Below are 19037 nucleotides of genomic sequence, written 5' to 3'. Positions count from 1 at the left end.
TGGGGCAGCTCTACAGGTAGGCGGACCCGGTGAGGCAGCCCGATCCGACCAGGCGGAAGCAGCCCGTCAGGCGTGGGCGCGGCAGAACGTCAGGCGCGAGCGCGGGCGCGGCAGCCCGTCAAGCGCGAGCGCGGCAGCACGGTCAGGCACGGGCGCGGGCGCGGCAGCCCGTCAGGCACGGGCGCGGGCGCGGGCGCGGTCAGGCGCGGGCGCGGGCGCGGCAGCACCGTCAGGCGCGGGCGCGGGCCCAGGAGAGGAAGCGTTCCCTCAGCCGGGTGGGGTCCAGCTCGGCTAACTGTTCGCCGGCCTCGGCCTGAAGCGTCGCCAGGTAGACGGTCAACGCCAGCCAATCGTGTCGATACTCGCCGAGCAACCGCAGCTTCGCCGCCGAGCAGGGCCAGGCGATGCCGCATGCCGCGCAGCGCCAGGTGGGGCGAGTCGGTACGTGATCCCGGTGGCGGCGGCGGGGCTTGGGCGGGCGGCGGGGCATGGGCGAGCCTCCTTTGCGGTGGAAGAGGGTCACCCCGCCCTCCCCGCCGGGGCGACCCTCTGACTGACGCCGACCGCCGGGCTTCTGCGCCTCCACCGGTCGCGCCGTCTTCTGTGGACCACCCTCGGGCGCGTCACCAGACAGATACACCGCGTAGCGATATGGTCCTCAGATATTTGAGACATCTCGATGGAGGGGCCGTGAACGACGCGTTGCGGGTGGCGCTCAGCGACACTGGACACACCACCGAATCTCTCGCCGAGACGGTCGGCGTCGACCCGAAGACCGTGGGGCGGTGGTTAACCGAGGACCGCATCCCGCATCCTCGGCACCGCCTGGCGGCAGCCGAGGCTCTCCACAAGAAGGTGCCGGACACTGGCCGGACACTTCAAGACGTCGTGATCCCATTTGGTTTCGTTCGTGGCAGGAGATCGAGCGAGAAGCGGTGTCGCTTCGGTCATACGAGTCGACCGTCCTGCCGGGGTTGCTGCAGACCGAGGCGTACGCCCGTGCCGTGTTGAGCGGCGCGGGCCTGATCCCCCGGGGTGAGATCGAGCGGCACCTCACGGTCCGACTCGGCCGACAGGGAGTGCTCAAGCGCGACGACCCGCCGCAGTTCACGGCGGTCATCGATGAGGCGATCCTCCGCCGACCGGTGGGTGGCCGGTCGACCATGCGCGAGCAACTGCTGGCCGTGGCGGCGGCCTGCGCCGAGCCGCACATCCGGGTGCATGTCGTGCCCAGCACGGTCGGCGCCTACGCCGGCCTCAACGGGCCATTCGTGATCGCGCACAGTCCTGACCACCGGGTCGCCGGCTACCTCGACAACCAACTCCAGGGCCAAGTCGCTAGCGACCCAGAGGACATCGCGGCCATGATGGCGGCATGGGAGAACGTGCGCGGGGAGGCGCTGTCCCACTGGCAGTCGGTCGATCTCATCAGGGAAGTGGCGGAGTCATGGAGCTGAACGGCACCCGGTGGCGCAAGAGCAGCCGCAGCAGCGGCAACGGCGGCAACTGTGTGGAGGTCGCCGACAACCTGCCCGACGTGGTCGGCGTACGGGATTCCAAGGACCCGAACGGCCCGGCGCTCGCCTTCGCGCCGACGGCCTGGCGCGCGTTCGTCAGCCAGCTCGCCCGGCGAGCCTGACCGCCCCCGACGCCTCGGTGACCCGCCCGGCTGACCGCGCGCCCAGCGAGATCTTGGAAACTTTCCGTTCCGCCTGAACGGAAAGTGTCCAAGATCTGAGCCGGTCACGGAGTTGGGCTCGCGGCCTCAGCCGGGTTCAACTCCGGTGGCCGGCCAGCATGCCGAGAAAGGCGGCGAACGCCTCCCCGGTGCGGTCGTGTTCACCTGTCGCTCGATCGTCGAGCAGGAGCCCACGCGCCACCCCGAGGACCAACGTGGCCAGCACATCCGCCTGGGGGTGACGGTCGGCGCGTAGCCCGCCGGCGATCGTGGGCAGCCAGTCATGCACCGCCATCACCGGGAAGTTTTGCCAGGGCGTCTCGGCCGGCGGCAGCGCTTGCACGACGCTGAACAGGCGCACGTAGCGTCGGGCAGCCGACCCGGAGAGGGTCGCCCAGGCCGCGGCCAGGGTGTCGACGTAGGGCGTGCCGGGGCGATGTCGCAAGGCATTCTCGAACAGCGCTCGCTGCCGCCGCCGGGCCTCGATCAGCGCCGACCGGACCAGCCGATCCTTCGTGCTGAAGTGATAGATCAGCATGCGTGGGCTTACTCCAACCGCCGCCGCGACCGGTGTCAACGAGGTGACCGGGAGTCCGTGCTCCAGCAGGTGTTCGACGCACCCGTCGAGGAGCCGCTCACGGATCTCCGGCTGTAGACGGCGTCCCATGCCGCCACTTTTTCACGTAACGATTGCTACGTCTAACGTCGAGGACGGAGCGAACTGGTGACGATCCTCCGACGGGAGACAGCGATGAATGTGGTGTTCGTGCACGGAGCCTGCGTCCGCGACGGCGAGTGGTGGTGGTCGCGGGTCGCCGCCGCGCTGCGAGCCGACGGGCTGGACAGCGTCGCGGTCCGGCTGCCGAGCTGCGGCGAGGTGGCGGGTGCCGCAGCCGACTTCGCGGCCGACGTAGCCGAGACCCGACGGGTGCTGCGCGAGGTCGGCCCGGCAGTGCTGGTGGGGCACTCCTACGGCGGGGTGGTCGCGACCGAGGCCGCCGACGCCGGCGAGGTCGCTCATCTGGTGTACGTCTCCTCTTTCCTGCCGGACGTCGGGCAGGCCCTCGCCCACCTCGGCCCGGCGGAGCCGGCCCCCCACCTGGAATTCTTCCCGGATGGCACATTTGGCGCGCGACACGAGTTGGTGCGCGACCTGTTTCTTCAGGACTGCGACGAGCAGGCGGTCGAGGGTGCGGTCGCCCGCCTGACCCGACAGGCCGCTTCGGTGCTCACCGCCCCGGTCCGGTACGTGGGGTGGCGTCACCTGCCGTCGACGGCGATCGTCTGTGCCGAGGACCGGGCCACCCCACCCGCCCTGCAACGGTCCCAGGCCGCCCGCGCGACCCGGACTGTCGAACTACCCGCCGGCCACCACCCGATGCTGTCCCATCCGCACCTGCTCGCCGATGCGGTGCGGACCGCCGCGGTGCCGCCGGGGCGGATCTGACCACAACCACAACCGGTACGGTGCCAGGCATCGACGGATCACACGACCGTCGTACACATGTTCTATCCACAGGCTGTGGATGGCGGAGGGATCGATGGGTTACCAGCTCAGCGCGGTGGTCGCGGACGCCGAGCTGCTCCGGGAGCACACCGCCGAGCTGGATCACGCGGTCCTCGGCGAGCTGCGCCAGGACTTCGCGCTGCTGCCGGTCACCCCGCAGTTGATTGTCGAGCTGACCGGATCACTGCCGGATTACGCGGCGGACGATCCCAGCGCCGAGCAGCCGTTCGCGCTGGTGCTGTCGCCGCCGCTGGTCGAGTTGCTGGCGGCCTGGTCCACATCGGGGCCGGTGGCGTACCTGGAGGCGGAGTTCTTCGGCGGCGACGGCTACCAGTCGGCGGCGGTGTGGCTGGGCGGGACTCTGTCGTGGGGCCCCCATTTCGCCGACGTCTTCGATGACCCGCGCGAGCAGTGGCCGATCAACTCGGCCCTGACGCGGCTCGGCGCGGAGCCGGGTACGTGGATCGACCCGTTCGCCGAACTGGGGTTGCACCTGGAACGGAACACCGACGGTTGGCTGGCGCACGGACGGCGTCGGCTCAGCGCCGATTACTGGGACGAGCTGGTCGAACAGTGGGAAAATCACTAATCCGGCGATCGGCAGCAACCTGAACGCTCCCGTCCCGTTGGGGACTGGGGGATTCCATGAAATTGCGACAATTCGCGTTTATTGCCACGCTGATGACGGCTGCCTGGATTGCTGGCAGCGGAGTGCCGCCGACCGGGCCGATCCCGGACGGCCGGCCCGCCGGCAGCGTGGAGATCATTGACCTGAACGGCCTGCGCAACATCGAGTTCGGTGACACGGAGCAGGAGCTGGCCCGACGCGGCATCCTGTTGACCAATATGGACGCCTGCGGGCCGACGCTCGCCGGCCACGACACCGTCAGCCCGGTCTTCGTGGAGGACAAACTGGTGCTGCTCTGGGTCGGTGACCCGATGCGGACACCGGAGGGCATTACCGCGGGCTCGCCCATCGACCAGGTCTGGGCCCGCTACCCGCAGGTCAGCCCTCTGCGCGCTCCGCAGGGGACATACCGTCTCGACGGGCTGCTCGCGCGCAGCGGCGACCGCGCGTACCTTTTCCTGCACGACGGACACACGGTCCGAAAAACCATCGCCGGGTACGCCGACTGGGCCCGCCGCCTCTTCGAGGAGGGTGCGGGCCCGTGCTGACCGGCGCAGACGGATCAACGTGACGCGGTGCTGACGCACTCGAGGTCGGTCGCGGGCAACCTGCCGTCGGCGAGATAGGCGATGACCGCCCCGTCCACGCAGGCGTTGCCATAGTTGCCGAAGACTCCGTGGATCCGCGCATCGCGCAGGGTGAGCAGCCGGGAGCCGGTCAGCGCTCGGTGCATCGCCTGACCGTGCCGGTAGATCGTCCGAGTGTCGCCGGTGGACTGCACGATCAGAGCGGGCACCGCGTTCCCCACCACTGTCGGCCGCTCCCGTGGCCCCTGCGGCCAGAATGCACACGGGTTGATCGCCCTGGTCAGCTCCCCGAACCGTGGCTCGCTGGCGTGATGCTGACGGATGTCCCGCCAGTAGTCCCCCGGGTCGCGGGACACCGGCACGTCGCCGCAGAGGATCGCGGCCTGCGCGCTACCCGTTGCCGACTCGGCGCCGGTCAGCAGGAACGACAGCGTGTCCGCCAACGACGCGGTGGGCGTCGCCGATCCCGTCGTCGCGGCCTGCCGAAGCACCTGGACCGTCTGGGCGAGATCGGCGTGGGTCTCGTCCCGGTCGTCGCTGAGCCGGTTGAGCAGCAGGAACGGCAGCGACTGTCGGTCGACCCGGTATTCGCCCACCCGCAGCGGACGGCGGGTGGCGGCGGCCCAGATCCCGTCCAGGACGGCCAGCACCTGCTGGCCCGTGCCGCCCAGGCCGTACCGGTCATGGTGGCGTGCCACCCAGTCAGCCCAGTCGCGCAGTGCGACCTCGTTGGCGGGCCCGGCCTCGCGCAGCACCCGCGCGCCGTAGCCCGCCGGGTCGACGGCGCTGTCCAGGACGACCCGGTCCGCACGCTCGGGGAACATCTGCAGGTAGACCGCACCGAGGTACGTGCCGTAGGAGTAGCCGAGGTAGGACAGCTTCGACTCGCCGAGCACGGCCCGCAGGAGATCCATGTCGCGGGCCGTGTTTCGGGTGGTCACGTGCGGCAGCAGCTCGCCGCCGCGACGAGCGCACCGGGCGGTGAGATCGCGCTCGAAGGCGATCAGCCGGTCGAAGGACGCGCGGTCCGGCCCGGCCGAGCGGCTCAAGGTGCCGGTCGGCCAGCCGCAGTCCAGTGGGGTGCTGCGACCGACGAACCGGGGATCCAACCCGATCAGGTCGAACGTCGCCCCGACGTCACCCAGCCACTGCCGGATCGGCAGGACATCCGACATCCCCGGCGCCCCCGGACCGCCGGTGTTCAGCAGCAGGACGCCGACCCGGCGCGCGGTGTCGGTCGCCGCGAGCCGGGACAACGCGAGGGTGATGGTGGCGCCGCGCGGGCGGGCGTAGTCCAGTGGCACGGTCAACTCGGTGCAGCTCGCGCCCGCCTGATCCAACTCCGCACCGGTCTGGTCGGCCGAATCCCGCTGACAGGTGTGCCAGAACAATCGTTGTCGCTCGTAGCCGCCCAGATCATGGGCATCGGCCCGAACCGGACCGGCCACGGCCGTGACGGTAATGGTGACGGCGGCCAGCACCGCTACCGTTCGCGTCGCGCTGGTGAGCACAGCATTCCAGGTCATCGCTCTCGTCTCCCTCGTCGTCGGATGTGTCGTCGGATTCGTCGTCGGGGAGCCCGGCCGGCGGCCGGTCACCGGGCCTCACAGAGCGCGGCGTGGAGGGTCGTCCGCAGCGCCTGCCAGCTCTCGTACGACGCCGGTTCGTCGTTCACGACGAGCTGCGCCCGTCGACCGTCGGCGGTGACGCCGCCCAGGGTGCGGAAGCCCGGCGTCGTCCCGCCGTGGCCCCAGTACAGGGTTCCGCCACAGTCGTCCAGCGGCGTCGAGATGATCCCGAGCCCGTATCGGGCGGCGGGCCACAGTCGGTCCGGGTCGGCCGGCACGGTCTCGGTCAGCGCGGCGAGGCGGACGGGGTCGAGTAGCTGACCGCCGAGCAGCGCGGCGAAGAAGCGATTCTGGTCGGCGAGGGTCGAGACCAGCGCCCCGCCGGCCCCGCCGTACGACATATTGAACTCGGTGACGTCTCGCCGCCGCTCGGCAGCGGCCAACGCGTAGCCGCGCGGATGCGCCCCCCGGATCCGCACCGAGTCGCCCGGCCAGTAGGTATCGGTCAGGCCCAGCGGACCGATGATCCGCCGGCCGATCTCCTCGCCGATGTCGCGGCCGGTGACCTGCTCCACGATCAGGCCGGCAAGGACGTAGTTGGTGGTCGAGTAGTGCCAGCCCGCACCGGGCGACGGCTGGGCCAGTGCCATCGCGACCAGCTCCGCCGACGAATAGTGCCGGTACCGCCACCGGTCCACCCGGTCCCAGTCCAGCGCGTCGACATGGTCGGGCAGGCCGCTTGTGTGCCGCAGCAGATCACGCACGCTGATCCGTCGACCGTCGTGCCCGATGCCCCGGACCAGGCCGGGCAGGTACGCCTCGATGGGGACGTCCAGCCCCAGACGGCCCTCGGTGACGAGTTGCAGCACCACTGTCGCGGTGAACGTCTTGGTGGAGCTGCCGATCCTGATCCGCTCGTCGACCTGCATCGGCCGGCCCGTTCGCAGGTCGGCCCGGCCCTCGGCGGCGGACCACCGGCCGCACTCGGGCCCGTGCACCTCGATGGCCGCGCCGGCCAGCCGGTGGATGGTGGTCAGGTCGTGCAGCGCGGCCGTCGTCGCCGGCCGGGTGGAACACCCCTGCCCTGGTCGGTGGGCAGCAGCCGGCGCGCTCGCAGCGCCGACGGCGAGCAGGACGACCCCGGCGAGCACGCCGAGACGTTGCGGTTTTCTCATGTCATCGACGCTAGGGACGGCCGCGTGCGCCGACGAGGGAGCAGGGACCCGAACCAATGGTGTAGCTGGCTACACTGCCCGGGCCTCCGTTGTGGACGCAGAATATGACGATGCGGCGGGCATGGTTCGCAACGACGTACCTGGTGACGGGCGGCTCCACCGCGCTCGTCGCGGTGGTCTCGATCGGCGCGCTGGCCGGGGCACTCGGGTTGAGCCTCGTCCTGGTCGGCCTCCCGCTGCTGGCCCCGGCCGTGCGCTTCCTCGGATGGCTCGCCGGCCTGGAACGACGCCGCGCGCACCGACTGCTCGTCGCGCTGGCCGGGGCCGAGCCCCGGGAGCCCGAGCCAACACCTGTCGAACGGCTACGCGCCGCCGCGGGTGACGTGGCCACCTATCGAAACGTGGCCTGGCTGGCCGCGCATGCCATCGTCGGAGTGCCGCTCACGGCCGGCGTGCTGCTGCTCTGGGTGTTCGCGCTCGGCGGGACGATCGTCCCGCTCACGTGGTGGGTCGCGCCGGACGAGGCACCACTCACCTTCGTCGTGCCGATCACGAGCTGGGGCGACGCACTGCTGGTGCCACCCCTGCTCGCGCTCGCCGCGTTGACGCTCCTGCGGTCGGCCGTTCCGGCCTTCGGCGTGGCGTACGCGCGGGCCGCCCGGACAGCGCTCGCGCCGTCGTCGCGGAGCCGGTTGGAGCGCCGGGTCACGGAACTGACCGCCACCCGGTCCGGCGCGCTCGACGCGCACGCGGCGGAGCTACGACGGATCGAGCGCGACCTGCACGACGGCACCCAGGCCCGGTTGGTGGCGATCGCCATCCACCTCGGTGTCGCGCAGGGTCAACGAGCCGCCGACCCGGCGCTCGCCGACCAACTGATCGACCGCGCCCGGACGAACGTCGAGGCCGCGCTGACCGAGCTACGGGCCGTGGTGCGAGGTATCTATCCGCCGATTCTCGCCGACCGGGGGTTGCCCGGTGCGGTGCACGCACTCGCGGCCGACTGTCCGGTGCCGCTCACCGTCCGGGTCACCCCGCTGCAACGACTACCGGCGGCGCTGGAGAGCGCCGCCTACTTCGTCGTCGCGGAGGCGCTGGCCAACATCGCCCGACACAGCCGGGCGACAGGCGGCGACCTGCGGGTCGAACACCGGGCGGGCCGGCTCGTGGTCAACGTGAGCGACGACGGCGTCGGCGGCGCACGGACATCGACCGGCACCGGCCTGACCGGCATCCGCCGTCGGGTCGCGGCGTTGGACGGCAGGGTCGAGCTGAGCAGCCCCGTCGGCGGGCCGACGGTGCTGCGCGTGGAGTTGCCGTGCGCGTCCTGATCGCCGAAGACAACATCCTCCTCCAGGAGGGGCTCAACCTGCTGCTCAGCACCGCCGGCTTCGAGGTGACGGCCGCGGTGGATTCACCTGCCGACATCCTCGCGGCGATCGACCGGCAGCGGCCCGACGTCGCCATCGTGGACATCCGACTGCCACCCACGTTCCGCGACGAAGGGCTCCGGACCGCCTTGACCGCCCGCCGGCAGCACCCGGGGCTGCCGGTGGTGCTGCTGTCCCAGTACGTGGAGCGCGCCTACGCGACCGAGTTGCTCGCCGACGGGCAGGGCGCCGTCGGTTACCTCCTCAAGGACCGGGTGTCCCGGGTCGAGCAGTTCCTCGACGCGCTGCGCCGGGTCGCCGCTGGCGGCACCGTGCTGGATCCCCAGGTCGTGGCGCAACTCGTCGCCGCCCGGCGTAGCCCGCTCGCCGGCCTCACCCCACGCGAGCGCCAGGTGCTCGCGTTGATGGCGGGAGGCAGCACCAACACCGGCATCGCCACCCAGCTCGTGGTCACCGAGCGGGCGGTGAGCAAGCACATCGGCAACATCTTCACCAAACTCGACCTGCCGCCCGACACCGACGTGCACCGCCGCGTCGCCGCCGTGCTCACCTTCCTCAACGACCCGGGCAGGTGAGCAGCGCTGAGCGGGCCGGTCCGCTGGGGACCGGCCCGTCCGTCACACCTGGTCAGGCGACGACATCAGCGCAACGACCGCCAGAAGTCGTACGAGTGGTCTACGGCGAAGGTCGTCGTGCCCGATGCCGTGCCATTCGCGAACACCCGCGCGTACGGGGCGGCACCGTGCAGTCGGGGCCAACCGGCCCGACCCGTCCGGGCGAAATCGCTCCAGACCCGGACCATCTCGTCGGAGAGCCGCTGCTGGGCGGGCGTGAACGCCTCGGCGTAGTCGACATTGAACAGGTACGGCAGTTCGGCGCAGTGGTACGCCCCGGTGGGGAAGGTCGGCTCCGGCCCCTTGGTGAAGAACGGCGCGTCGTCGTCGGCGAACTCGTACAGGTACGTCGGCACCCGTCGAGCGAACGCCAACGCGGCGGAGTAGATCGGTTCGGCGTAGTCGTGGTCGGTCAACACGGCGCCCAGCGTCTCGCTGGCGACCTGCTTGTCAGTGCGGGGATAGCGGGCCAGCACGTCCTCCGCCCGGTCGCCGAACATGCCGCGTACCTGGTCCCGGTACTGGTCGTCGGTGAGCGGGCACGACTCGGCCTCGTCCCCCGGCTGCGGCTCCGGGCAGTTCAGGCCGCTGTGCTCCATGCCCCACACCACGAGGCGGGACTCGTCGCGGTTCGTGCCGGTCAGCACCGGCACCGGATGCAGCCTTCCGGCGGCCAGGGCTGCGGCCGGGTCCACCGGCAACGTGTGGCCGTCGACGACCGGGCCGAGGTCGACACCGGCACCCGGGTAGCCGGCCGTTTCGGCCAACCGGGCGGGGTCACGTCCGCGCAGGCAGACGGAGACCGTACCCGGGTCGGTGCAGCCGATGTTCCGGGCGAACTCCTCGGCCGCCCGGGCGGCCTCGACCCGGGTCTGGACCGGGTTGGCGCACGAGTTGCTCTGCAGGATCGCGCGGTGGAACAGGCCGGCGGAGCCGGGTGCGGCGAGGTGCGCGCAGACGCTTGTCGCCCCGGCGGACTGGCCGAACAGGGTGACATTGCCCGGGTCGCCGCCGAAGGCCGCCGCGTTGTGCCGCACCCACCGCAGCGCGGCCTGCTGATCCTGCAGGCCGAAGTTGCCGGTGACCCCACCGGGACCGGCGAGGGCCGGATGCGCCAGGAACCCGAGCGCGCCGAGCCGGTAGTTGACCGTGACCACGACGACGTCACCGTCGGCGGCCAGTCGCTGCCCGTCGTACACGTCGCCCCTGCCGAACCGGAAGTCCCCGCCGTGCAGCCACACCATGACCGGTCGGGGTTTCCGCGCGGCAGTACGCGGGGTCGTGACGTTCAGGTGGAGGCAGTCCTCGGCCGCCGAGGCACTGTCCATCGGCAGCCCCTGCAGTTGGGCGCAGGCGGCGCCGGGCCTCGTCGCGTCGCGGACGCCGGTCCAGACCGGACCCGGCTGCGGTGGGGCCCACCGCAGCGGGCCCAGCGGCGGACGGGCGTACGGGATGCCCTGGAACGACAGGTGGTCGGCCGAGACGGTGCCGCGTACCGCGCCCTGGTCGGTTCGGACGACGGCCGCGCTCCGGCGGTCGGTCGCCGCGGCCGGGCCGACCGTCAGCGCCGGCGCGAGGAGCGCGACGGCGCCCATCACGACGGCCCACCTGGGGTACGCGATCCTGGTCATGATTCTCCTCCTGGTCGAAGCCGGTACGGCGTACGAGCCGTGTTGCGGTGAGCATGCCGATCCGTCAATCGTTCGCCCAGAGAGCTCTAGTACGCCGAGCCGTTCGACCGGCGAGCATCGACGGGGCGGCCGTCGGTGCTCTAGTGCGCTACGGTCACTGGCGACCGTCGGGAGGCGCACCGTGACCGAGTTCGACGAGTCCACTCCGCCCTATCTGCGCATCGTCGGGGAGTTGCGGCGGCGCATCACCGCGGGCGAGTTGAGCCCCGGCGACCGGGTGCCGTCGACCCGCCAGATCGTCCGGGAGTGGGGGGTCGCCATGGCGACCGCCAGTCGGGCGCTCACCCTGCTCCGGCAGGAGGAACTGGTCCGGGCGGTGCCCGGCGTCGGCATGGTGGTGACCGGTCCCGATTCGACGCCGGTCGGTCGGGCCGCACGGGTCGACGCAGGTCAGCGTCCGAGCAGAGGGGTGACCCGCGACCAGGTGGTACGCACCGCCACCGAGATCGCCGACGCCGAGGGGTTGGCCGGGTTGAGCATGCGGCGCATCGCCACCGAGCTGGATGTGCCGACCATGTCGCTGTACCGGCAGGTGCGGGGCAAGGAGCAGCTTCTGCTGCTGATGGCGGACGCCGCGTTCGCCGCCCATCGGCTGCCCCGCACGCTCCCGGTCGGGTGGCGTGCCCAGTTGGAGTTGCTCTGCCGACTCCAGTGGTCGATCTACCGCCGGCATCCCTGGCTGGCCCAGGTGATCTCGGTGACCCGTCCGCTGATGGCGCCGCACGCCGTCGCGCACACCGAGTGGGCTCTGCGCGCCCTCGCCGGGCACGGCGTGGACCAGCACACCCAGCTGCATCTGGTGGCCGCCCTGGCCAATCACGTACGCGGCACGGCGGTGAACCTGCAACAGGGGGCCGAGGCGGAGCAGGACACCGGCCTGACCGACGACGAGTGGATGGTGACGCAGGCCGAGGTTTTCGCCGGCCTGCTCACCGCCGGCGAGTTTCCGCACCTGGCGCGGCTGTCCCGGTCGGAGATCGATCTCAACGTCGACAGTCTCTTCGAGTTCGGCCTGCAACGCCTGCTCGCCGGGGTGGCCGAACTTCTCGAACATTGACGGATCTTGTCCACTTTGTGGAGTTTCATGCCAATATGGGGCGCGAAGAGGCTTTTCACCGTCGAGTGTCCTGAGGAAACATGGCGATCTCCGGCAGCACGGGCACGTCCCGAAAGATCATCGGGACGTCCAGGATGGCTACTGCGCTGACCCTGGTCGGCGCGATCACCGCCCTGGCCGTGCTGGCCGTCCCCCGCAGCGCGAGCGCTGCCGAGCTGCCGGTGCCGCTGGGCGCCGCCGCCAACTTCGCGGTCCTCGCCGGCACCACGATCACCAGCACCGGGCTCAGCGAGGTCAACGGTGACATCGGCGTGAGCCCGGGTACCGCCGTGACCGGCTTTCCTCCCGGGCAGCTGAACGGGTCACTGCACTCCAACGACGCCGCCGCCGTGGCGGGTCAGAGCGATCTGGCCATCGCCTACAACGACGCCGTCGGACGAACCACCACCGAGGTCGTCTCGGATCAGCTCGGCGGGACCACCAAGACCACAGGCGTGTACGAATCCGTCGCCGGCACCTTCAACATCACCGGTGACCTGACCCTCGACGCGGAGGGTGACCCGAACGCCGTCTTCATCTTCAAGACCACCACCACGCTGATCACGGGCGCGTCGAGCATGGTGAACCTGGCCAACGGCGCCCAGGCGTGCAACGTCTTCTGGCAGGTCGGTAGCTCTGCCACGCTGGGCGCCAACTCCACACTTCGCGGCAACCTGCTGGCGTTCACCTCGATCACCGTGGGCGCGGCGCTCGAGGTCGACGGCCGAACCCTGGCGATGAACGGCGCGGTCACCATGGACACCGCCACGATCACCCGCTCGACCTGCGCGGTACCCGGGGATCTGTCGATCAGCGCACCGACGACAGCCGACCTGGGCAGCGCCAGCCTGGGCGGAGTCGTGTCCGGAAGCCTGGGTCCGGTCACGGTGACGGACGAGCGCCTGCTGTCCGCGCCGACCTGGACCGCGACAGTCGTCGCGACGGACTTCGTCACCAGCGGTATCCCGGTGCACACGATCTCCAACACCAACGTCTCCTGCTGGTCGGGACCGGCCACCTCGACCAGCGGTATCGGCACCTTCACCTCGGGCCAACCCACCGCCGGTGACGCGGAGATCATCAATGTCGAACGGACGGCGTTCACCCTGACCAACGGCATCGGCAACAACTCAGCGACCTGGGATCCCGTCGTCTCGGTCCAGATCCCGCCGACCGCCGTCGCGGGCGCCTACTCCGGCACCGTCACCTTCTCGGTCGCCTGAACGGGCACCACAGACGAGGCGTGCTCAATCCCCAGGCCGCAGCGGCGACAGGCTCCGCGTCGGCGCAGGTGGTAGGCGATGGTGGCGGCACCGAGCCCGACCCCCCAGGCGATCCAGAAAATGCTCGGGACGTGCACGGCCCAGGTGCCCCGGACCTCGGGCGTCCAGAGGAACATCAGTCCAGCCGGGATGATCGTTACCGCGACGATCGACGCGGGGATGACGGCGAGGGCGGGTGGGACGCGTCTGCCGGCCCGGAACCAGATCCAGCGGGGATACACCTCGCCCCACCGTCCCACCAGCCCATGGGTGAGTACGCCACCCACCGCCGACGCCACCGCGCAGCCGAGCCCGACCGCGAGCATCGCCGGCGTTTCCTGCATCATCCGCAGGAAGTCCGAGGTCACGCCGAGTGGGACACCGAGAGCCCAGGCGATCCTGGTGATCTCGTAGGGCAGCGGGGCGAGGCAGGCGACCACGACGGCCCACCTTCCCCACCGCAGCAGAGTCTGCCGAGACGGCCCGTCGCCGGCCCCGTGACGGCGTCCACAGTGCACGCATGCGCCCCGGACCCGCCGACGGTAGGCGAGGGTGGCGGCGGCCCAGAGCAGGCCACCGACAAAGATGATGATCAGGTTCGTCCGGTGCCAGTAGAGGATGTCGCCGACACCGCCCTGGTCGCCGGGCACGCCGGTGAAGGCGAAGACAAGCAACAGCGGCGCGAACGCCACCAGGATGATCAGGGTGTAGTCGGGAATGATCAGGATCAGCCCGCCCGCCATGACCCATCCGAAGACAGCCAGCCCCACGGACAGGCGACCGGGCCGGGCACGTCGCGTCATCACCAACGCGATGACCGCGCCGGCCAGCCCGAGTACGGCGATGACCGGGGCGACGACCTCGACGCGACTGCCTTCCAGGAAAGACCCCGACGCGCGCTCCGGGTCGATCGGCGCGAACGGGAACCCGTCCCCACCGGCCCACCAGTACAGCCCCAACACCCCGTACACGAGCGAGAAGGCCGCGGCCAGGTAACCGGACCACGTCGGCCAGTGCGCCCACAAACGCCAGGTCACGGTCGCGACCGTTCTCGGCGCCCCACCGTCACACACCGTCCAGATCTGAACATGCCGCTCCTTCCCAACCATCGGTCGCTGACACGTCCAGCATCACCACACGTCGACGCGGCCGAATCCCTCAGGCGAGCCAGTCGCGTCCCCTCAGCAAGGGAGCCGGTACGCGGCGGGCCGGAGTTGATCTCCGCGTGGCCGTCGGCGCGATCCAGGCACGGGCGCAGTACGGGTCGTCGACTGGGCGACCCACGAAAAAACGCCCGGCTGACCCTCGCGGATCAACCGGGCGTTTCTGCACTACAGAGCGGTGGCGGAGGGATTTGAACCCTCGGAGGGCGTTAACCCTCACACGCTTTCGAGGCGTGCTCCTTAGGCCGCTCGGACACGCCACCGCCGACGAGGGTACAGGACCGCCGGTTCGGACGCCGAACCGGTATCGCCCGCGCCGGCCTGGCAGGATCTTTGTCATGAGTACGCACATCGGCGCGAAGCCGGGCGAGATCGCCGAGCGGGTCCTGATGCCGGGCGACCCCCTGCGGGCCAAGTGGATCGCGGAGACCTACCTCGAGGGCGCGACCTGCTACTCGACGGTTCGGGGCATGCTGGGCTTCACCGGCCGCTGGAACGGCGTCGAGGTTTCCGTCCAGGGCTCCGGCATGGGCATGCCGTCGGCCTCCATCTACGCCCACGAGTTGATCAACGAGTACGGCGTGAAGACGCTGATCCGGGTCGGCTCCTGCGGTGCTCTCAGCACCGACCTCCAGTTGCGCGACGTGGTGGCCGCGATCGGGTCGTCCACCGACTCGAACATGAACCGGATGCGCTTCGACGGGTTGATCGACTACGCGCCGGTGGCCGACTTCGGGCTGCTGCGTACCTCGGTCGAGGTGGCCGAGCGGCGCGGCATCAGCATGCACGTCGGGCCGATCCTGGCGGCGGACGCCTTCTACACGGACCGGCCGGACCTCTACGACACCCTCGCCGACTACGGCGTGCTGGCGGTGGAGATGGAGTCGGCGGCGCTCTACACGATCGCCGCGCGGTTCAAGGCCCGCGCGCTGACCGTGCTGACCGTCAGCGACCACATCAAGACCGGTGAGAAGACCACCTCCGAGGAGCGGGAGCAGACCTTCAGCCAGATGGTCGAGATCGCCCTCGACACCATCATCGCCTGACCGTTCGGACGAGAAGGACCCCGAAGAGCGGGATGACGGGCGCGATCCGTCATCCCGCTCTTTCGCATCGAGGCGCGCAGCTCAGACGGCGGCCAGCGCCTCCGTCGGCGATAGGCGGGCGGCACGTACCGCCGGGTAGAGGCCCGCGAAACCGCCGATGACCACCGTCGCGCCCACTCCGCCGAGCATCGCCCAGGCCGGCACCACCGTCGGCCAGTCCTGGGAGAACGCGTACCCCGAGGTGACCAGGATGCCCAGCACCACCCCGCCGACCCCGCCGAGCGCGGAGAGCAGCAGCGATTCGGCGAGGAACTGGGTCCGTACCTGGCCACGGGTCGCGCCGAGCGAGCGGCGCAGGCCGATCTCGGCCCGCCGTTCCAGCACCGAGATCACCATGGTGTTCGCCACGCCGACCCCGCCGACCAGCAGGGCGACCGCGCCCAGGCCCAGCAGCAGCCCGGTGAACGCGTCGTCGGTCGCCTGGGCGGCGGCGAGCGCGTCCGAGGGACGGGACACCTCGACCTCGTTGGGCGCCTTCGGGTTGGCTGTCGCGCCGAGCACCGAGCGGACCGCCTCGACCTGTGCCTCCCGCGCCCGGGTGTAGATGGTGGTGGGGTGCCCGTCGAAGCCCAGGTAGTCGGTCGCCGCCGGCCAGCCGACCAACGCCGCGGTGTCCAGCTCCGGAGCCAGTGGCGCGGCGGCGAGGATGCCGACCACCGTGAACGTCCGCCCACCCAGCCACACCTGCACCTGCGGGTCGGCCGCGATGATCCCGAGCCGTTGCGCCGCGGTGGCGCCGAGCACCACCGCCGGATAGTGGGCGGTCGCCTCGTTGAGCCAGGTGCCGCTCGTCAGCTCGGCCCCGACGGTGCCGAGCAGGTCCAGCCGGGCGGCCCGGGTGGCGATGCCACCGGTCTCCGCGGCCGGGATCCGATCCGACCGGTAGACCTTGGCGTCGGAGACCTGCCCGGTCGCGGACACCTCGGTCACCGGGCCGATCCGCCCGATCATGGCGATCGACTCGTCGGGCAGTTGGGCGTCCGCCCCGAACAGGGTGTTGCCCGGCTCGACGGTGAGCAGGTTGGTGCCGAGCGCGTCGAGCGCGCGGTCCAGCTCCGCCCGGGACGACGACGAGATCCCGACGACCGCGATCATCGCGGCGATCCCGATGGCGATGCCCAGCGCGGAGAGGAACGCCCGCAGCGGACGGGTTCGCAGCCCCACCCCGCCGACCCGCAGGATGTCCGCCGGTCCCAGCCGGGCCGGGGTCAACGTCGCCATCAGCGGACCCCTCCGGGCGTACCGGCCGAGTCGTGCCGCACCGCGCCGTCGCGCATCCGCACCTGCCGGGGCAGCCCCTCCGCGATCTCCCGGTCGTGGGTGATCACCACGACTGTGGTGCCGGACCGGTGCAGCTCGTGCAGCAACTCCAGCACCCCGGCGCCGGACGCCGAGTCCAGGTTGCCGGTCGGTTCGTCGGCGAGCAGCACCGTCGGCTCGCCGACCACCGCCCGCGCCACGGCCACCCGCTGCCGTTCCCCGCCGGAAAGCTCGTGCGGCCGGTGCCCGAGTCGGTGGCCCAGGCCAACCCGGACCAGCGCGGCCTCCGCGCGTTCGCGGCGCCGACGCAGGGGTACGCCGGAGTAGAGCAACCCGTCCGCCACGTTGTCCACGATCGGGACGCCGGGAGCCAGGTGGAACTGCTGGAAGACGAAGCCGATCCGGGTGGCCCGCAGGGCGGACAACTCCCGGTCGGTCAGTTTCGCCGCGTCGTACCCGTCGATGAGCACGCTTCCCGACGACGGCCGGTCCAGGGTGCCGATCAGGTGCAGCATCGTCGACTTGCCCGACCCGGACGGGCCGACGATCGCCACCAGCTCACCGTGGCCGATCCGCAGCGACACGTCGTCCAACGCGACGACGTCTCCCGCGTACCGTTTGCTGACCCGGTCGAGCACGATCACCTCGCCGGTCATCTCGGCACCACCACGGTCGTGCCCTCGGTGAGGTCCGCGCCGGTGACCTCCACCCGGCCGTCGGCGAACAGCCCCGTGGTCACGGCGACGACCCGGCTCGCCTCCCCCTCGGCGATCTGGACGCCGTACCCGCCCTCGGCGAGCGCGAGGAGCGCCGACACCGGCACGGTGAGGACGCCCTGGCGCTCGGCGGCGGTGAACACGACGTCGGCGCTGGCCTGGTCGAAGCCGGCGAGGGCCTTCGGGTCGGCCACCGCGACCGTCACCTCGATCCTGGTCTCGGCGTCGCCGGACTGCCCGTCCGCGCCGGCGGCACCTGCCTGGATGACGGTTTCGACAGTGCTGACCGTGCCCGCCACCGTCCGGCCGTCCGGCAGCCGCACGCCGACAGTCGCGTCGCGCTTGGCCAACCGCTTGTCGTCCACGTCCAACTCGACGCTCACCACCCGGCTGGTGCCGGTGTAGGTGAGCACCGCCTGGCCGGGTTGGGTGAGGTCACCGACGTCGGCCTGGTGGCTCTCCACCCGCACCTCCCGGTCGGCGTACACGATCCGCCCCGGCTCGACCCGACCGCTCTCGGCCAGACCGAGGTCCTCCTGCCAGTCCCGGACGGCGTCGGCGGTGGCGCCGGTGTACTCGTCGTCGACAGTGAAACCGGTGTGGCCCAACGCCCTGAGGTTCCGCTCGAACTGCGCGACGTCGGCACCCTCCACCCCGGGGGCGAGGGTCCGGTACGCGGGCAACCCGCCGTAGAGGAGCACCACCCCCTCGTTGTCGACCGAGTAGAGCGCCCCGCCCCGCCGTACCGTCGACCCGGTCGGCGGCAACGCGGTGATGGTGCCGCTGAGCCTCGCCGTGGCGGTACGCGTCGCCCCGTACCCCAACTCGCCCTCGGCGGTCTCCGAGTCGGCGAGGGTCTGCCGGGTGACGGTCGCGGTGGCCGGTGGTGCGCCGCCGGCCTCGGCACGGTCTCCGCCGCCGCCGACGCCCACCGCGGCGCTCACGCCCACGGCGGCGACCAGCAGGACGACGCCGCCGATGACGGCGGCGCGCAGCCGCACGCGTCGGGAGACGCCGGTCACCGGCCGCCCCCGAACTGTGGCGCGTTCTGCCGGCACTTCTCCATCGCGGCCTTCATGGCCGGGTCGCTGATGTCGATCGCGTTGCCCCCCTGCCCGATGCGGACCCTGCCGTCGGCGTCCGGGTCGGGGAAGTCCGGCACCCCGTTCTCCCGCATGCACTTGGCGAGCGCGCGCATCTGCTCGGCCTGCTCGGGGTTGAGCTGCGGTCCCTGCCCACCGTTGGGCAGCTTGTCCTGGCACTTCTCCATGGCCGCCTGGACCTTCTGCCGATCCACGTCCGCTCCGAACCGGAAGCCGGGACGGCCGCCCGCCTCCGGGTCGGGCATGTCCACGCCGTTCTCCCGCATGCACCTGGCAAAGGCGAGCTGTTTGTCCGAATCGCTGACCGGCGCGGCGCTTGCCGTGGCGCTTGTCGTCGCCCCACCGGCGGTCGCCACCCCGCCGCCGTCGTCGCCTCCCCCGCCGCACCCGGCCACCGCCAGGGCGAGCAGGACGGGTATCGCGAGCATCTGTCGCCGCATGGTGTCCACCTCCGCTGTGGGTCCGACGCGACTCGTCGAACGTCGGCACCCA

19 protein-coding genes, 1 tRNA gene and 1 pseudogene are annotated in these 19037 nt (G+C 71.3%); 10 read left to right on the top strand and 11 right to left on the bottom strand.

The genetic code is table 11. The features are described 5' to 3' along the window. Window positions 1-229: 229 nt before the first annotated feature. Window positions 230-490 (bottom strand): flavin reductase, encoded by a 261-nt coding sequence (locus ACGFH8_RS20400; protein WP_393369211.1) that lies wholly within the window; start codon window positions 488-490, stop codon window positions 230-232. Between the two features lie 200 nt (window positions 491-690). Between ACGFH8_RS20400 and ACGFH8_RS20395 the strand changes: the two are divergent. After that, a pseudogene (locus ACGFH8_RS20395) lies at window positions 691-1457 on the top strand (Scr1 family TA system antitoxin-like transcriptional regulator). Next, window positions 1448-1639, top strand: coding sequence for a DUF397 domain-containing protein (locus tag ACGFH8_RS20390; protein WP_393369208.1), 192 nt, complete (start codon window positions 1448-1450; stop codon window positions 1637-1639). Before ACGFH8_RS20395 ends, ACGFH8_RS20390 begins: the two are co-directional and overlap by 10 nt. A 136-nt stretch (window positions 1640-1775) precedes the next feature. Here the strand turns inward: ACGFH8_RS20390 and ACGFH8_RS20385 are convergent, their stop codons facing one another. Next, window positions 1776-2345 carry a TetR/AcrR family transcriptional regulator gene (locus tag ACGFH8_RS20385; RefSeq protein ID WP_393369205.1) on the bottom strand — a complete coding sequence of 190 codons (570 nt, stop codon included), beginning with the start codon at window positions 2343-2345 and terminating at the stop codon, window positions 1776-1778. Window positions 2346-2402: 57 nt separating this feature from the next. On the opposite strand from ACGFH8_RS20385, the gene ACGFH8_RS20380 reads away from it, so the two are divergent. The 3 genes from ACGFH8_RS20380 (at window position 2403) to ACGFH8_RS20370 (ending at window position 4361) form a co-directional block, all read left to right on the top strand. Further along, window positions 2403-3125 carry an alpha/beta hydrolase gene (locus ACGFH8_RS20380; RefSeq protein WP_393369203.1) on the top strand — a complete coding sequence of 241 codons (723 nt, stop codon included), beginning with the start codon at window positions 2403-2405 and terminating at the stop codon, window positions 3123-3125. A 94-nt stretch (window positions 3126-3219) separates the two neighbouring features. Beyond that, window positions 3220-3774, top strand: a complete 555-nt coding sequence (locus tag ACGFH8_RS20375; protein ID WP_393369202.1) for a hypothetical protein — start codon at window positions 3220-3222, stop codon at window positions 3772-3774. A 92-nt stretch (window positions 3775-3866) separates the two neighbouring features. Further along, window positions 3867-4361: a hypothetical protein gene (locus ACGFH8_RS20370; protein ID WP_393369199.1), complete on the top strand. Its 495-nt coding sequence runs from the start codon at window positions 3867-3869 to the stop codon at window positions 4359-4361. A 14-nt stretch (window positions 4362-4375) separates the two neighbouring features. Here the strand turns inward: ACGFH8_RS20370 and ACGFH8_RS20365 are convergent, their stop codons facing one another. Together ACGFH8_RS20365 and ACGFH8_RS20360 are read right to left on the bottom strand one after the other, a co-directional pair. Then, on the bottom strand, window positions 4376-5926 hold the full coding sequence (locus tag ACGFH8_RS20365; RefSeq protein WP_393369196.1) for an alpha/beta hydrolase: 1551 nt from the start codon (window positions 5924-5926) through the stop codon (window positions 4376-4378). 68 nt (window positions 5927-5994) lie between these two features. Continuing rightward, a complete protein-coding gene (locus tag ACGFH8_RS20360) occupies window positions 5995-7143 on the bottom strand; it encodes a serine hydrolase domain-containing protein (RefSeq protein WP_393369193.1) in 1149 nt (382 codons plus the stop codon). Window positions 7144-7253: 110 nt separating this feature from the next. Between ACGFH8_RS20360 and ACGFH8_RS20355 the strand changes: the two genes are divergently transcribed. Further along, a complete protein-coding gene (locus ACGFH8_RS20355) occupies window positions 7254-8474 on the top strand; it encodes a sensor domain-containing protein (protein ID WP_393369191.1) in 1221 nt (406 codons plus the stop codon). Beyond that, window positions 8462-9109 (top strand): response regulator, encoded by a 648-nt coding sequence (locus ACGFH8_RS20350; RefSeq protein ID WP_393369189.1) that lies wholly within the window; start codon window positions 8462-8464, stop codon window positions 9107-9109. Before ACGFH8_RS20355 ends, ACGFH8_RS20350 begins: the two co-directional genes overlap by 13 nt. 65 nt (window positions 9110-9174) lie before the next feature. Here the strand turns inward: ACGFH8_RS20350 and ACGFH8_RS20345 are convergent, their stop codons facing one another. After that, on the bottom strand, window positions 9175-10779 hold the full coding sequence (locus ACGFH8_RS20345) for a carboxylesterase/lipase family protein (RefSeq protein ID WP_393369186.1): 1605 nt from the start codon (window positions 10777-10779) through the stop codon (window positions 9175-9177). Between the two features lie 181 nt (window positions 10780-10960). Here ACGFH8_RS20345 and ACGFH8_RS20340 point away from each other — a divergent pair, with 181 nt between their 5' ends. Together ACGFH8_RS20340 and ACGFH8_RS20335 are read left to right on the top strand one after the other, a co-directional pair. After that, complete coding sequence (locus tag ACGFH8_RS20340) at window positions 10961-11896, top strand: TetR/AcrR family transcriptional regulator C-terminal domain-containing protein (RefSeq protein WP_393369184.1); 936 nt, start codon at window positions 10961-10963, stop codon at window positions 11894-11896. Between the two features lie 134 nt (window positions 11897-12030). Then, on the top strand, window positions 12031-13158 hold the full coding sequence (locus tag ACGFH8_RS20335) for an ice-binding family protein (RefSeq protein ID WP_393369181.1): 1128 nt from the start codon (window positions 12031-12033) through the stop codon (window positions 13156-13158). Here ACGFH8_RS20335 and ACGFH8_RS20330 read toward each other — a convergent pair. Together ACGFH8_RS20330 and ACGFH8_RS20325 are read right to left on the bottom strand one after the other, a co-directional pair. After that, window positions 13125-14234, bottom strand: a complete 1110-nt coding sequence (locus ACGFH8_RS20330) for an NYN domain-containing protein (RefSeq protein WP_393369178.1) — start codon at window positions 14232-14234, stop codon at window positions 13125-13127. The genes ACGFH8_RS20335 and ACGFH8_RS20330 overlap by 34 nt on opposite strands. 302 nt (window positions 14235-14536) lie before the next feature. After that, a tRNA-Ser gene (locus tag ACGFH8_RS20325) sits at window positions 14537-14623 on the bottom strand. A 75-nt stretch (window positions 14624-14698) separates the two neighbouring features. Between ACGFH8_RS20325 and deoD the strand changes: the two genes are divergently transcribed. Continuing rightward, window positions 14699-15406: a purine-nucleoside phosphorylase gene (gene deoD / locus ACGFH8_RS20320; RefSeq protein WP_030328147.1), complete on the top strand. Its 708-nt coding sequence runs from the start codon at window positions 14699-14701 to the stop codon at window positions 15404-15406. An 81-nt stretch (window positions 15407-15487) separates the two neighbouring features. Here deoD and ACGFH8_RS20315 read toward each other — a convergent pair whose 3' ends face one another. The 4 genes from ACGFH8_RS20315 to ACGFH8_RS20300 are packed head-to-tail and all read right to left on the bottom strand — an operon-like array spanning window position 15488 to window position 18985. Further along, window positions 15488-16687 carry an ABC transporter permease gene (locus ACGFH8_RS20315; protein ID WP_393369175.1) on the bottom strand — a complete coding sequence of 400 codons (1200 nt, stop codon included), beginning with the start codon at window positions 16685-16687 and terminating at the stop codon, window positions 15488-15490. Continuing rightward, the gene (locus tag ACGFH8_RS20310; protein WP_393369172.1) at window positions 16687-17382 is read right to left on the bottom strand and encodes an ABC transporter ATP-binding protein; all 696 of its coding nucleotides are present in this window, start codon (window positions 17380-17382) and stop codon (window positions 16687-16689) included. The genes ACGFH8_RS20315 and ACGFH8_RS20310 overlap by 1 nt, the downstream gene beginning before the upstream one ends. Next, complete coding sequence (locus tag ACGFH8_RS20305; protein WP_393369169.1) at window positions 17379-18464, bottom strand: peptidoglycan-binding protein; 1086 nt, start codon at window positions 18462-18464, stop codon at window positions 17379-17381. Before ACGFH8_RS20305 ends, ACGFH8_RS20310 begins: the two co-directional genes overlap by 4 nt. After that, complete coding sequence (locus ACGFH8_RS20300) at window positions 18461-18985, bottom strand: hypothetical protein (RefSeq protein ID WP_393369166.1); 525 nt, start codon at window positions 18983-18985, stop codon at window positions 18461-18463. Before ACGFH8_RS20300 ends, ACGFH8_RS20305 begins: the two co-directional genes overlap by 4 nt. Between the last annotated feature and the right edge of the window lie 52 nt (window positions 18986-19037).

This window comes from Micromonospora sp. NPDC049175 (assembly GCF_043197345.1).
GTDB lineage: Bacteria > Actinomycetota > Actinomycetes > Mycobacteriales > Micromonosporaceae > Micromonospora.
This window is presented reverse-complemented; position numbering and strand designations above follow the sequence as displayed.